The organism is Pseudomonas sp. R32 (assembly GCF_009866705.1).
Taxonomy (GTDB): Bacteria; Pseudomonadota; Gammaproteobacteria; order Pseudomonadales; family Pseudomonadaceae; genus Aquipseudomonas; species Aquipseudomonas donghuensis.
Map to the genome: position 1 here is coordinate 2,497,072 of NZ_CP019396.1, position 14,420 is coordinate 2,511,491.

Below are 14,420 nucleotides of genomic sequence, written 5' to 3' on the forward strand. Positions count from 1 at the left end.
ATGAAGCTCAGCCTGGGACCCGTCCTGTATTACTGGGACAAGGAACAACTGGGGCGTTTCTACAGCGAGATGTCGGCCTTGCCCCTGGATGTGATTTATCTGGGGGAAACCGTGTGCTCGAAACGCCGGGCCATGAACCTCGATCACTGGCTTGGTCTGGGCCGCGAGCTGCAGGCCTGCAGCCCGGCGCAGATCGTGTTGTCGAGCCTGACCCTGATCGAAGCCGCTTCCGAGCTCTCCAGCCTGCGCCGCTTGTGCGACAACGGCGAGCTGCTGGTGGAGGCCAACGACATGGGTGCGGTGCAGTACCTGGCTGAGCGCAAGCTGCCGTTCGTGGCCGGCCCCGCGCTCAACCTGTACAACGGCCACGCGTTGGCCAAGCTGCTCGATTGCGGGATGATCCGCTGGGTGCCGCCGGTGGAGTGTTCGGCCACACTGATCCGCGCGGTGCTCGACCAGGCCGTTGAGTTGAACCGTGAGTTGCCTGAGGTTGAAGTCTTTGCCTATGGGCATCTGCCGCTGGCTTACTCGGCGCGCTGTTTTACCGCCCGTGCCGAAAACCGGCCCAAGGACGACTGCCAGTTCTGCTGCATCAACTACCCCGACGGCCTGGCCCTGAGTAGCCAGGAAGGCCAGGCGCTGTTCACCCTGAACGGCATCCAGACCATGTCGGCCGAGGTCACCAACTTGCTGGCCGACTACCCGGGGCTTGAGGCCTGCGGCGCCGACCTGTTGCGCCTGAGCCCGCGGGCCCAGGGCATGGTCGAGGTGGTTCAGGCCTTTGCCCGGGTGCGCCAGGGCGAGGCGCCGCCGTTGTTTGTCGAAGGTTGCAACGGCTACTGGCACGGCCAGGCGGGCATGTTGCGGGTCGAGGAGGTGGGCCTGTGCTGAACCGCACGCAATGGCTGTTGAAAGGTGCCGACCGGGTGCTGCCGCTGATCCGTCGGGTGCCGTTCGTGATTCAGCGGGTTGCTTTGCAGCAGGCGCTTAATCGCTGCCTGGCCGAGCCCCTGCGCGACGGTGAGTTCGACCTGCTGCGCGGGCGCTGGTTGTGCCTGCGGATTCCCGACCTGGACCTGGCCTGGTACCTGACCCGCAACCGCGATGGCCTGCAGATCGCCGAGCGGGCCAAGGCCGATGTCACCATTCGCGGCAACTGGCGCGAGTTTCTCTTGCTGGCCAGCCGTCAGGAGGACCCGGACACGCTGTTCTTCCGCCGCCGCCTGGTGATCGAGGGCGACACCGAGCTGGGTTTGACCCTGAAGAACCTGATCGACAGCCTCGACCCCGAGGTGTTGCCGGTGTGGTTGTGGCGCAACCTGGAGCGCGCCGGCAAGGGCCTGGCGGCCAGTTGAGGGCAGGGCCGGCTACTGGGGCTAACCCGAGTAACCGGCCAGCTCATCGGCGGCGAGGATGTGGATGCTGCGCCGTTCCATGGCGATCAGGCCGCGTTCCACCAGACGGTGCAGGGTGCGCGAAAAGGTCTCTGGCTGGATGCCCAGCTTGGAGGCCACCAGGCGCTTGGACACCTGCAACTCGACCCGGCCACTGTCGGGGTCGCATTCCTGCAGCAAGAAGTTGATCACCCGGCGGCTGGCGCTGGCCGAGGTCAGGGTGTCGATGTCCCTGAGACGCTGGTGCAGGTGGATGCTCATGCTCGCCAGAATGGCCAGGCACACCTGTGGCTGGTCTTCCAGGGCATTGCGGTAATGGGCGCCATCGATGCTGATCAACACGCAGTCCTTGAGCGCCGTGGCCGTCACCGGGTAACTGCGCGCCTGGCTGAACAGCAGCGCTTCGGCAAAGGTCTGGCCCGGCTGGATGATCTCCACCAGATGTTCCTGGCCCTCGGCGCTGAGCCGGTACAGCTTGATCTGGCCACTGACCAGCAAGAAGAAGCGCTTGGCCGGGTCGCCCTGGTGCATGAGCGTGTCATGGCAGCTCAGGCGCCTGAGCATGGCCAGGCCACAGACGGCTTCGAAAACGTTGTCCGGCAGTTGGCTGAACAAGTGATGACGACGTAAAACCAGAACGGTAGAAGGGTGGGTCAGCATGGCGTACCTCCGCTGGCGCCTATGGTAAAACCCCCGACGCCGGCGGCCTATGCCTCCGCCGGTCTACCTCCAAAGGGGCATCTGCAACAGGGGCTCAGGCGCTTTGGCGCAGATGCTCCATGGCCCACACCGCCGCCTCTACCCGCGAACGCAGGCCGAGCTTGTGCAGCAGGTTTTTCACATGGACCTTGACCGTGCCCTCGGTGATGCCCAGCTTGTGGCCGATGACCTTGTTGCTGTAGCCGCTGGCGATGGTCTTGAGCACCTGGCGCTCGCGCTCGGTCAGCTCCACCTCCGGCTGGCGCGGCGGTGAGCGCAGGGCCTGGGCCATCACCCGGGTCAGCCCGGGGCTGATCACCAGGGCGCCGTTCATGGCGTCGCGGATATACTGGATCAACAGCTCCGGTTCCATGTCCTTGAGCAGGTAACCGTCGGCATCCAGGCGCAGGGCGTCGCGAATGTCGTCCTCGGCATCGGACACGGTGAACAGCAGCACCTTGCCGGCAAAGCCCTGGCTGCGCAGATGGCGCAGGGTTTCGATGCCGTTCATCTGCGGCATGTTGTTGTCCAGCAGCACCAGGTCCGGTTGCAGCGCCGGGATCAGGGCCAGGGCTTCTTCGCCGTGGCCGGCTTCGCCGACGATCTCGAAGTCGTCTTCCAGTTCGAGCATCTGGCGGATGCCGCGGCGCATCATCGGGTGGTCGTCGACCAGCAGGATTCGGTAGCGCGGGGAGGGGGTCATGCAGGGTTACCTTCTGTCAGGTGCCCGAGAAACTCCGGGCGAAATTCCATCTGTACCCGGGTGCCTTGCGGCTCCCGGCCAACAATCTGCAACTGGCCGCGCAGGCTGCGGGCCCGCTCGTCCATGATGTTCAGGCCGTGGTGTTCGCGCAGGTCGTGGGTGCCGCTGAAACCACGGCCGTCGTCCTCGATCGACAGGCAGACGGTTTCGCCATACTGGCGCAATTGCAGCCAGGCGTTCTGCGCATGGGCATGGCGCAGGCAGTTGGACAGCGCCTCGCGGGTGATCTGCAGGATGTGGATCTGCTCGCTGGCCGACAGCTCGAAGGCCAGGCTGTCGACGTGCAGGTGCACCTGGAATTCGCCACGGCGGGAGAACTCCTCGGCGGTGTCCTTGAGCTCCTGCACAAGGCCGGCGTCGTGAATCTGCAGGCGGAAGGTGGTGAGCAGTTCACGCAACTGGCGATAGGCGTTGTTCAGGCCTTCGCGCAGCTCGGCGGTGACGTTCTCCAGGGTCGCCACCGGCTCGCCACGACGCATCAACGTCTGCATGCGGCTGACCTGCAGCTTCATGTACGACAGCGCCTGGGCCAGGGAATCGTGCAGTTCGCGGGCGATGATCGCGCGCTCTTCGAGCAGCACCAGGCGGTGGTCCTGTTCACGCTGGCGCTTGAGCGACAGCGAGGTGCCGATCAGGTTGGCCAGGGCCTGGATCAGCTCGGTCTCCCAGGCTTGCGGCTCGTGGCCGTCGATAAAGTGCGCCTTCAGCTCACCGAGGGTACTGCCCTGGTTGCTGATGCTGAACGTGTGATGGTGGGTGCGCTGGTGGCGTTGGCAGCTGGCGCAATCGCTGCTGGCGCAGATCTTGCGGCTGTCGGCGCCATGCAGGGCCAGCAGTTGTTGGGCCGGGGCCTGTAACTGGCCTTGCAGGCACAGCGACAGGCGCAGGCCCGGCAAGCGTTGCTGAAAGCGCCGGATCAGCTCATCCAGGCCCTCGGCGTTGGCCAGCCGGGTGGCCAGGCTGCGGCTGCTTTGGTACAGCAGCTCGAGGGCGGCGTTGGCCTGCTGCAGGTTGAGGGTTTTTTGCCGGACCTGGGTTTCCAGGGTGCGGTGGGATTGTTCGATGGTCTCGGCCATGGCGTTGAAACTGGTGGCCAGCTCGCCGAGCTCGTCCTCGGACTGGTGGTTGACCCGCGCCTGGAACTCGCCGCGGCGAAAGCGCTGGGTGGCGTCCACCAACTCTTTCAACGGTGTGATGACGTTGTATTGCAGCTCGTACAGGCCGAACAGCAGGACGATCATGGTGGTGAACAGCGCCGCGCCCTGGATCACCTGTTGCCAGCCCTGCTTGTGTTCGCTCTGGCGCTGCAGCAGGTTGACGAACTGATTGAGCTGGTTGACGAAGGGCAGGGTACTGGCCTGAAAAGCCGTGGCGTCACCACGTTGCAAGGCCGGCAGCAGGGTCTGCTGCCAGTACTGCTGCAATTGCTGGTAGCTGGCCTGCAGCTCGAGGTTGTTGCCGTCTTCGAGCACGGCTATGAGCGCCTGACTGTTGAGCCGCTGCTGCAGGCTGTCGCGAATGCGTTCGAGGTCGGCGCGCTCGGCGCCGGCGGCCAGCTTCCAGCTCAGGTGGTAGGTCTCCATGCGCACGGAGCCGGCGGTGTTGATGGCGGCGGCATCGCCCTGGCTGAACCAGGCGATCAGGCCGGCACTGAGCGAACTGGCCAGGGCCAGCACGGCGATCAGAATCACCGCCAGGCCCGCGCGCGCGGGCAACGAGCTGCGCAGCCAGCCGATCATGGACGCGGGCCAGGGGTGAGGAGGGGAAAACGGTACATGGAGCACTCCAGGGTGTTGCAACTGATCGTTTCGCAGCCTGTCCCTGGCGCTCTACCTCTAAAGAGTTTTCAACCGCCAGTTTTACCGCCAAGCCCGGTGGGAAACTGGCAACACCCTGATAAACAAAGGGTTTAGAGGTTTTTCGGTGCTACCTCGTTGGAGGTAGGCAGTACAAGCATAGGCCCAGGGGCGCCAGGGCTTCTTTGATCGGGGTCAAGTTTTCTCGGGGTTTGCCTCTCTAGTCTGCCGGCCATGGCTACCTGACTGGAGACCCAAGATGACTCAACCGCGAATACGCCAAGGCCTGGTGCTGGGCATGAGTACGCTGGCCTTCACCGTCTGCTTCATGGTCTGGATGATGTTTGCCGTGCTCGGCGTGCCGATCAAGGAACTGCTGCAGCTCAACGAAACCCAGTTCGGCCTGCTGGCCGCCACCCCGGTGCTGACCGGCTCGCTGGTGCGCTTGCCGCTGGGCATGCTCACCGACCGCTTCGGCGGGCGCAGTGTGTTCTTTCTGCTGATGCTGGCCTGCGTGCTGCCGCTGTACCTGATCAGCCACGCCAGCGCCTATTGGCAGTTCCTGGTCCTGGGCTTGTTCGTCGGGCTTGCCGGTGGCTCGTTCTCGGTCGGCATCGCTTATGTCGCCAAGTGGTTCGAGCAGGACAACCAGGGCCTGGCCATGGGCATCTTCGGCGCCGGCAACGCCGGGGCGGCGGTGACTAAGTTCCTCGCCCCGGCGTTGATTGCCGCCGGCAGCTGGCAACTGGTACCGAAGGTGTTCAGCGCCATCCTGTTCATCACTGCCTTGCTGTTCTGGTTTCTCAGTGCCGACAACAAGGCCCACCGCAGCGCTTCGGGGGCGAGCCTGGGCGAACAGCTCAAGGCCCTGGCCGAGCCTGCGGTGTGGCGCTACTGCCAATACTACTCGATCGTCTTCGGCGGTTACGTGGCCCTGGCGCTGTGGATGACCAAGTACTACGTCCAGGAATACGGCTTCAGCCTGCAAAGCGCGGCGTTGCTGGCCGCCTGCTTCTCGCTGCCGGGCGGGGTGCTGCGCGCCGTCGGTGGCTGGATGTCCGACCGCTGGGGCGCGCAGAGCGTGACCTGGTGGGTGCTGTGGGTCAGCTGGATCTGCCTGTTCCTGCTGTCGTACCCGCAAACCCAGCTGCAGGTGCAGACCATCAACGGCCCGTTGGACTTTCACATCGGCCTGAACCCGGCGCTGTTCACCGTGCTGCTGTTCGTCATGGGCATCGCCTTCGCCTTCGGCAAGGCCTCGGTGTTCAAGTACATCGCCAACGATTATCCGCACAACATGGGCGCGGTGTCCGGCATCGTCGGCCTGGCCGGCGGCCTGGGCGGCTTCATCCTGCCGATTCTGTTCGGCGCGCTGGTCGACCTCACCGGCGTGCGCTCCTCCTGCTTCATGTTGATGTACGGCGTGGTCTGGGTGTCGCTCACCTGGATGTACTTCAGCGAAATCCGCAAGCGCCCGCTGCTGGGCAAACAGCCTCCAGCGACCGCGTCCCCGTTTTCCAGCATTGCCCAAGGAGAAGACCATGTCGGTTCTTAACACGCCTGACAAAGGCCCGGTGATTCACGACTGGCGCCCGGAAGATCCCGCGTTCTGGGGCCGTAGCGGCAAAAAGACCGCTACCCGCAACCTGTGGATCTCGATCCCCGCACTGCTGCTGGCCTTTGCCGTGTGGATGGTGTGGAGCACGGTGATCGTGCGCCTGAATGCCATCGGCTTCAGCTTCAGCACCGACCAGCTGTTCTGGCTGGCGGCCTTGCCGGGGCTGTCGGGGGCGACCTTCCGGGTGTTCTACTCGTTCATGGTGCCGATCTTCGGCGGCCGCCGCTGGACCGCCCTGAGCACCGCCTCGCTGCTGGCGCCGTCGCTGTGGATGGGCTTTGCCGTGCAGGACCCGGGCACGCCCTACAGCGTGTTCGTGATGATTGCGCTGCTGTGCGGCTTTGGCGGCGGCAACTTCGCCTCGAGCATGTCCAACATCAGCTTCTTCTACCCCAAGTCGCAGCAGGGCACCGCCCTGGGCCTGAACGCCGGCCTGGGTAATCTCGGCGTCTCGGTGATGCAGTTCTGCGTGCCGCTGGTGATCACCTTCGGCCTGTTCGGTGCGTTCGGTGGCCAGCCGCAGGCGCTCGCCGACGGTGGCCAACTGTGGCTGCAGAACGCAGGCTTCATCTGGGTGCCGTTCATTATCCTGGTCACCTTGCTGGCCTGGTTCGGCATGAACGACCTGTCCAGCGCCAAGGCCTCGTTCAGCGAGCAGGCGGTGATCTTCAAGCGCAAGCACAACTGGCTGATGTGCTGGTTGTACTTGGCCACCTTCGGCTCGTTCATCGGCTTCTCGGCAGCCTTTCCGCTGCTGATCAAGACCGCCTTCCCGCAGGTCAACGCCCTGACCTTTGCCTTCTTAGGCCCGCTGGTCGGCGCCCTGGTACGCCCGCTGGGCGGCTGGCTGGCGGACAAACTCGGTGGTGCGCGGGTGACCCTGTGGAACTTCGTGCTGATGATCGTCATGGTCTTTGGTGTGCTGGCGTTCATCCCCGCGCAGGGCGAGAGCGGCAACTTCTACGGTTTTCTCGGCATGTTCATGCTGCTGTTCATCACCACCGGCATCGGCAACGGTTCGACCTTTCGCATGATCCCGGTGATTTTCCGCACCCTGCACGAAAAAGCCGCCAGCGGCAAAGGCGCCGCCGCCCGCGAACAAGCGCTCAAGGACGCCGGCAAGGAGTCGGCCGCGGTGCTCGGCTTCAGCTCGGCCATGGGCGCTTTCGGCGCGTTCTTCATTCCCAAGACCTTTGGCTCTTCCATGGCCCTGACCGGTGGCCCGCAGATGGCCTTCTACATGTTCGTCGGCTTCTACCTGAGCTGCATCGTCGTGACCTGGTGGTGGTACGCGCGTAAAGGCGCCGCGACGCCCTGCTGACATGACCCCGAATTCACATCTTGCACGGGCGGGGCACAGAACCCCGCAGCAAGCCTGAGAGGAAAGCACCATGAGTCATTTACTGGATCAACTGCGGTTCTTCAACCGCAAGCAAGGCGAGTTTGCCCAGGGGCATGGCGAGACCCGCAAGGAGTCGCGCGACTGGGAGAACGTCTACCGTTCGCGCTGGCAGTACGACAAGATCGTGCGCTCCACCCACGGGGTCAACTGCACCGGCTCCTGCTCGTGGAAAATCTACGTGAAGAACGGCCTGATCACCTGGGAAACCCAGCAGACCGACTACCCGCGTACCCGTAACGATCTGCCCAACCACGAGCCACGCGGTTGCCCGCGCGGTGCCAGCTACAGCTGGTACATCTACAGCGCCAACCGCCTGAAGTACCCGAAGATCCGCAAGCCGCTGCTCAAGCTGTGGCGCGAGGCGCGCCAGAGCATGGCGCCGGTCGAGGCCTGGGCGTCCATCGTCGAGAACAAGGCCAAGGCTGACAGCTACAAGAGCAAGCGCGGCATGGGCGGCTTCATTCGCTCCAGCTGGGATGAAGTCACCGAGATCATCGCCGCCGCCAACGTTTACACCATCAAGCAGTACGGCCCCGACCGGGTGGTGGGCTTCTCGCCGATCCCGGCGATGTCGATGGTCAGCTACGCCGCCGGTGCCCGTTACCTGTCGCTGCTGGGCGGCACCTGCCTGAGCTTCTACGACTGGTACTGCGACCTGCCGCCGGCTTCACCAATGGTCTGGGGCGAACAGACCGACGTGCCGGAGTCGGCCGACTGGTACAACTCCAACTACATCATCGCCTGGGGCTCGAACGTTCCACAAACCCGCACCCCCGATGCGCACTTCTTTACCGAAGTGCGTTACAAGGGCACCAAGACCGTGGCCATCACCCCCGACTATTCGGAAGTGGCCAAGCTCACCGACCTCTGGCTCAACCCCAAGCAGGGCACCGACGCCGCCCTGGCCCAGGCCTTCAATCATGTGATCTTCAAAGAATTTCACCTGGACCAGCCAAGCGCCTACTTCACCGAGTACGCCAAGCGCTATACCGACCTGCCGGTGCTGGTGCTGCTCAAGCCGATGCTCGGTACCGCACCGGGCAACGGTTACCAGCCGGACCGCTTCCTGCGCGCCTCGGACCTGGCCGACAACCTCGGCCAGGACAACAACCCGGAATGGAAAACCATCGCCGTCGATGCCGGCGGCGAGCTGGTCTCGCCCCAGGGCTCGATCGGCTATCGCTGGGGCGAGCAGGGCAAGTGGAACATCCTGGCCCGTGAAGGCGGCGAGGGCCGCGAGATCGACCTGACCCTGAGCCTGATTGGCGGCGATGTCGCTGAAGTGGCCTTCCCGTATTTCGCCGGTGAAAGCCAGGAGCACTTCCAGCATGTCGCCGGCGATGCGGTGCAGTACCGCCGCGTGCCGGTGCGCAGCCTGACCCTGGCCGACGGCAGCCAGGTCAAGGTGGCGACCGTGTTCGACCTGTCGGCGGCCAACCTTGCCATCGACCGTGGCCTGGGTGGCGCCAACGTCGCCCGCGACTATGACGATGCCAGCGTGCCCGGCACCCCGGCCTGGCAGGAGCAGATCACCGGTGTCAGACGCGAGAAGGCCATCCAGATCGCCCGCGAGTTTGCCGACAATGCCGACAAGACCCGTGGCCGCTCGATGATCATCGTCGGGGCGGCGATGAACCACTGGTACCACATGGACATGAACTACCGCGGGCTGATCAACATGCTCATGCTCTGCGGTTGCGTCGGCCAGACCGGTGGTGGTTGGGCCCACTACGTCGGCCAGGAGAAACTGCGCCCGCAGTGCGGCTGGCTGCCCCTGGCCTTCGGCCTGGACTGGAGCCGGCCGCCACGGCAGATGAACGGCACCAGTTTCTTCTATGCCCACAGCTCGCAATGGCGCCACGAGAAGATGAGCATGCACGACGTGCTCTCGCCACTGGCCGACAAGCGCCAGTTCCCCGAACACGCCCTGGACTACAACATCCGCGCCGAACGCGCCGGCTGGCTGCCCAGCGCGCCACAGCTCAACACCAACCCGTTGCACATCTGCCGTGACGCTGCGGCGGCCGGTATGGCACCCAAGGACTACGTGGTCAAGGGCCTGCACGAAGGCAGCCTGCGCTTTGCCTGCGAACAGCCCGACAACCCGGTCAACTTCCCGCGCAACATGTTCATCTGGCGTTCCAACCTGCTGGGCTCGTCGGGCAAGGGCCACGAGTACATGCTCAAGTACCTGCTGGGCACCCGCAACGGGGTGATGAACGAAGACATCGGCCAGGTCGGCGACTGCAAGCCGCAAGAGGCCGAATGGGTCGACGAGGGCGCCATCGGCAAGCTCGACCTGGTCACCACCCTGGATTTCCGCATGTCCTCGACCTGCGTGTATTCCGACATCGTCCTGCCGACCGCGACCTGGTACGAGAAGGACGACATGAACACCTCGGACATGCACCCCTTCATCCACCCGCTGTCGGCAGCGATTGACCCGGCCTGGGAATCGCGTTCGGACTGGGAGATCTACAAAGGCATCGCCAAGGCCTTCTCGGCCATGGCCGAAGGGCACCTGGGCATCGAGCAGGACCTGGTCACCGTACCGCTGATGCATGACAGCGTCGGCGAACTGGCCCAGCCGTTTGGCGGCACCGACTGGAAAACCGCCGGCGTCGCTCCGCAGCCGGGCAAGAACGCGCCGAACCTGCAGGTGGTCGAGCGTGATTACCCGAACATCTACAAGCAGTTCACCTCGCTTGGCCCACTGCTGGAAAAACTCGGCAACGGCGGCAAGGGCATCAACTGGAACACCGATGAGGAAGTGAAGTTCCTCGGTGAGCTGAACTACCGCGAAGTGGAGGCGGGCATCAGCCAGGGCCGGCCGAAGATCGACACCGCCATCGACGCCGCCGAGGTGATCCTCTCGCTGGCGCCGGAAACCAACGGCCATGTCGCAGTCAAGGCCTGGGCGGCACTGTCGCAGTTCACCGGCATCGACCACAGCCACCTGGCGCTGTCCAAGGCCCACGAAGCGATCCGCTTTCGCGATATCCAGGCGCAGCCGCGCAAGATCATCTCCAGCCCGACCTGGTCGGGGCTCGAGGATGATCATGTCAGCTACAACGCCGGCTACACCAACGTGCACGAGAACATCCCGTGGCGGACCATCACCGGCCGCCAGCAGTTCTACCAGGATCACCCGTGGATGCAGGCGTTCGGCGAGCAGTTGATGAGCTACCGGCCACCGGTCAACACCCGCACCATCGCCGGGGTGAAAGGCAAGCGCAGCAACGGCGAGACCGAGATCGTTCTCAACTGGATCACCCCGCACCAGAAGTGGGGCATCCACAGCACCTACAGCGACAACCTGCTGATGCTCACCCTCAGCCGCGGCGGGCCGATCGTCTGGCTCTCGGAAATCGACGCGAAGAAGGCCGGCATCGAGGACAACGACTGGATCGAGTGCTTCAACGCCAACGGCGCGCTGACCGCGCGGGCGGTGGTCAGCCAGCGGGTCAAGGAAGGCATGGTGATGATGTACCACGCCCAGGAACGGATCGTGAACGTGCCAGGCGCCGAGACCACCAAGACCCGCGGCGGCCACCACAACTCGGTCACCCGCGTGGTGCTCAAGCCGACCCACATGATCGGCGGTTATGCCCAACAGGCCTATGGCTTCAACTATTACGGCACGGTCGGCTGCAACCGCGACGAATTCGTCGTGGTGCGCAAGATGGCCAAGGTCGACTGGCTCGACGGTTCGCGCGGCGATGAGCTGCCAGGTCCGCTGCCGACCGAGATGGAATGAGGAGTGCTGTCATGAAGATCCGTTCACAAATTGGCATGGTCCTGAACCTGGACAAATGCATCGGTTGCCACACTTGCTCGATCACCTGCAAGAACGTCTGGACCAGCCGCGAAGGCATGGAGTACGCCTGGTTCAACAACGTTGAATCCAAGCCCGGGGTCGGCTACCCGAAAGAGTGGGAAAACCAGGACAAGTGGAAGGGCGGCTGGGTGCGCAACGCCAACGGCTCGATCAACCCGCGCATAGGCGGCAAGTTCCGGGTGCTGGCGAACATCTTCGCCAACCCCGACCTGCCGAGCCTGGATGACTACTACGAGCCGTTCGACTTCGACTACCAGCACCTGCACACCGCGCCGCTGGGCGAGCACCAACCGACGGCGCGGCCGCGCTCGGTGGTGTCCGGCAAGCGCATGGAGAAGATCGAGTGGGGCCCGAACTGGGAAGAAATCCTCGGCACCGAGTTCGCCAAGCGGCGCAAGGACAAGAACTTCGACCAGATCCAGGCCGACATCTACGGGGAGTACGAAAACACCTTCATGATGTACCTGCCGCGCCTGTGCGAGCACTGCCTGAACCCGGCGTGCGCGGCGTCCTGCCCGAGCGGGGCGATCTACAAGCGCGAGGAGGACGGCATCGTTCTCATCGACCAGGAAAAATGCCGCGGCTGGCGCATGTGCATCAGCGGCTGCCCGTACAAGAAGATTTACTTCAACTGGAAGAGCGGCAAGTCGGAAAAATGCATCTTCTGCTACCCGCGCATCGAAGCGGGCATGCCCACCGTGTGTGCCGAAACCTGCGTCGGCCGTATCCGCTACCTCGGCGTGCTGCTGTATGACGCCGACCGCATCAGCGAGGTGGCCAGCACCGCCAACGAGCACGACCTGTACGAGAAGCAGCTGGAAATCTTCCTCGACCCCAACGACCCGGCGGTGATCCGCCAGGCCCTGGCAGACGGCGTGCCGCAGTCGGTGATCGACGCCGCACAACGCTCGCCGGTGTACAAGATGGCCGTCGACTGGAAGCTGGCGCTGCCGCTGCACCCGGAATACCGCACCTTGCCGATGGTCTGGTACGTACCGCCGCTGTCGCCGATCCAGAACGCTGCGGCCGCTGGCACCGTGGGCATGAACGGGGTGATCCCGGATGTCGACAGCCTGCGCATTCCGCTGCGCTACCTGGCCAACCTGCTGACCGCCGGCGACGAAAAACCGGTGAAACGCGCCCTCAAGCGCCTGCTGGCCATGCGCGCCTACAAGCGCGCCGAACAGGTCGAAGGCGTGCAGGACCTCAAGGTGCTCAGCGACGTCGGCTTGAGCGTCAACCAGGTCGAGGAGATGTACCGCTACCTGGCCATCGCCAACTACGAGGACCGCTACGTGGTACCCAGTGCCCACCGCGAAGAAGCCATGAGCGATGCCTTCGCCGAGCGCTCCGGTTGCGGCTTCAGTTTCGGCAGCGGCTGCAGTGGCAGCTCGGACACCAACATGTTCGGGGCGAAGAAGGCCAACCGCCGCGACATCCTCAAAACCGTACAGCTGTGGGAGGACTGAGCATGCGCATCCTTAAAGTGATTTCGCTGCTGCTCGATTACCCGAGCGAAACCCTGGTGGCCGGCCGCGACGAGCTGGAGCAGGCGATCATCCAGGCGCGGGAAATCAGCCCGCGCCAGCGCGGCGCCCTGTTCGAGTTGCTGGAGCTGATCTGCAACAACGACCTGATGGATGGCCAGGAACATTACGGCGCGCTGTTCGGCCGTGGCCGCTCGTTGTCGCTGTTGCTGTTCGAGCATGTGCATGGCGAGTCCCGCGACCGCGGCCAGGCCATGGTCGACATGCTCGCCCAGTATGAAGACGCGGGCTTTGCCATCGGCGTCAAGGAGCTGCCGGACTACATTCCGCTGTACCTGGAATACCTCTCGACCCGCGAAGACCTCGAGGCCCGCGAGGGCCTGGCCGATGTCGCGCACCTGCTGGCGCTGCTTGCCGCACGCCTGGAGGAGCGCGAGAGCGCCTACGCCAGTTGCTTCCGGGCGCTGCTGCAGATTGCCGGCGCTGAGCCGCACCAGGCGGTGGCCGACCTGCGCGAGCAGGTGGCCGCCGAGCAACGCGACGACTCCCTCGAAGCCCTGGACAAGATCTGGGAGGAAGAGGCCGTGGACTTTCTCAAGGCCGAACAGCAGGAGCGTTGCAGCTCAATGCCAAGTGCCCCGGGCAAGGCGCGCGAAGAGAGCGCGGTACCGCTGCACTGGGTCGATTTTCAGCATCAAGGCCAGGCCGGCGCGCCGGCCGGGGAGGTGGGTAATGTCTAAGTGGAACCTGTTGTTGTTCGGGATTTATCCCTACGTGGCGCTGGCCATCTGCTTGCTCGGCAGCTGGGCGCGCTTTGACCTCTCGCAATACAGCTGGAAGGCCGGCTCCAGCCAGATGCTCGACAAGCGCGGCATGCGCGTGGCGAGCAACTTCTTTCACATCGGCGTGCTGTTCGTGCTGGCGGGGCATTTTGTCGGCCTGCTGACCCCGGCGTCGGTCTATCACCATGTGATCAGCACCGAGCACAAGCAACTGCTGGCGATGGTCTCCGGTGGCTTCTTCGGCCTGCTGTGCCTGATCGGCCTGATCATGCTGCTGCACCGGCGGCTGACTGAGCCGCGGGTACGCGCCACCTCCAGCACCTCGGACATTCTCATCCTGCTGGTGTTGCTGGCGCAGCTGGTGCTCGGCCTGCTGACCATCGTTGCCTCCACCGGCCATATGGATGGTTCGGTCATGGTCATGCTCGCCGACTGGGCGCAGAACACCGTGTTGCTGCGGCCGGTGGACGCGGCGGCGGCGATTGCCCCGGTAAGCCTGGTGTACAAGCTGCACGTGCTGCTGGGCCTGACCCTGTTCGTGCTGTTCCCGTTCACCCGCCTGGTGCACATCGTCAGCGCACCGGTGTGGTACCTGGGCCGGCGTTATCAAATCGTGCGGCAGAAAGCCTGAGGAGGTTGCC

At 64.3% G+C, this 14,420-nt stretch carries 11 protein-coding genes; 8 read left to right on the forward strand and 3 right to left on the reverse strand.

All coding sequences use genetic code 11. From position 1 onward, the window contains the following. Together PspR32_RS11635 and ubiT are read left to right on the forward strand one after the other, a co-directional pair. Entirely contained in the window at positions 1-891 is an 891-nt protein-coding gene (locus PspR32_RS11635) for a U32 family peptidase (protein WP_010221936.1), read from the forward strand. Continuing rightward, the gene (ubiT, locus tag PspR32_RS11640) at positions 885-1,355 is read left to right on the forward strand and encodes a ubiquinone anaerobic biosynthesis accessory factor UbiT (protein ID WP_010221937.1); all 471 of its coding nucleotides are present in this window, start codon (positions 885-887) and stop codon (positions 1,353-1,355) included. Before PspR32_RS11635 ends, ubiT begins: the two co-directional genes overlap by 7 nt. A gap of 21 nt (positions 1,356-1,376) precedes the next feature. Here the strand turns inward: ubiT and PspR32_RS11645 are convergent, their stop codons facing one another. The 3 genes from PspR32_RS11645 to PspR32_RS11655 form a co-directional block, all read right to left on the reverse strand. Further along, entirely contained in the window at positions 1,377-2,054 is a 678-nt protein-coding gene (locus PspR32_RS11645; protein ID WP_010221938.1) for a Crp/Fnr family transcriptional regulator, read from the reverse strand. 94 nt (positions 2,055-2,148) lie between these two features. Continuing rightward, a complete protein-coding gene (narL, locus tag PspR32_RS11650; protein WP_010221939.1) occupies positions 2,149-2,796 on the reverse strand; it encodes a two-component system response regulator NarL in 648 nt (215 codons plus the stop codon). Next, entirely contained in the window at positions 2,793-4,595 is a 1,803-nt protein-coding gene (locus PspR32_RS11655) for a HAMP domain-containing protein (protein ID WP_010221940.1), read from the reverse strand. Before PspR32_RS11655 ends, narL begins: the two co-directional genes overlap by 4 nt. A 316-nt stretch (positions 4,596-4,911) precedes the next feature. On the opposite strand from PspR32_RS11655, the gene PspR32_RS11660 reads away from it, so the two are divergent. The 6 genes from PspR32_RS11660 to narI all read left to right on the forward strand — a co-directional run bounded on the left by PspR32_RS11660 (position 4,912) and on the right by narI (position 14,410). After that, the gene (locus PspR32_RS11660) at positions 4,912-6,207 is read left to right on the forward strand and encodes an MFS transporter (RefSeq protein WP_010221942.1); all 1,296 of its coding nucleotides are present in this window, start codon (positions 4,912-4,914) and stop codon (positions 6,205-6,207) included. After that, entirely contained in the window at positions 6,194-7,591 is a 1,398-nt protein-coding gene (locus PspR32_RS11665) for a NarK family nitrate/nitrite MFS transporter (RefSeq protein WP_036995877.1), read from the forward strand. Before PspR32_RS11660 ends, PspR32_RS11665 begins: the two co-directional genes overlap by 14 nt. Positions 7,592-7,661: 70 nt before the next feature. Next, a complete protein-coding gene (locus PspR32_RS11670) occupies positions 7,662-11,429 on the forward strand; it encodes a nitrate reductase subunit alpha (protein ID WP_159388514.1) in 3,768 nt (1,255 codons plus the stop codon). Between the two features lie 11 nt (positions 11,430-11,440). Beyond that, the gene (narH, locus tag PspR32_RS11675) at positions 11,441-12,979 is read left to right on the forward strand and encodes a nitrate reductase subunit beta (protein WP_010221946.1); all 1,539 of its coding nucleotides are present in this window, start codon (positions 11,441-11,443) and stop codon (positions 12,977-12,979) included. 2 nt (positions 12,980-12,981) lie between these two features. Next, positions 12,982-13,737: a nitrate reductase molybdenum cofactor assembly chaperone gene (gene narJ / locus PspR32_RS11680; protein WP_159388515.1), complete on the forward strand. Its 756-nt coding sequence runs from the start codon at positions 12,982-12,984 to the stop codon at positions 13,735-13,737. Next, complete coding sequence (gene narI, locus PspR32_RS11685) at positions 13,730-14,410, forward strand: respiratory nitrate reductase subunit gamma (RefSeq protein WP_100782690.1); 681 nt, start codon at positions 13,730-13,732, stop codon at positions 14,408-14,410. Before narJ ends, narI begins: the two co-directional genes overlap by 8 nt. Positions 14,411-14,420: the final 10 nt, after the last annotated feature.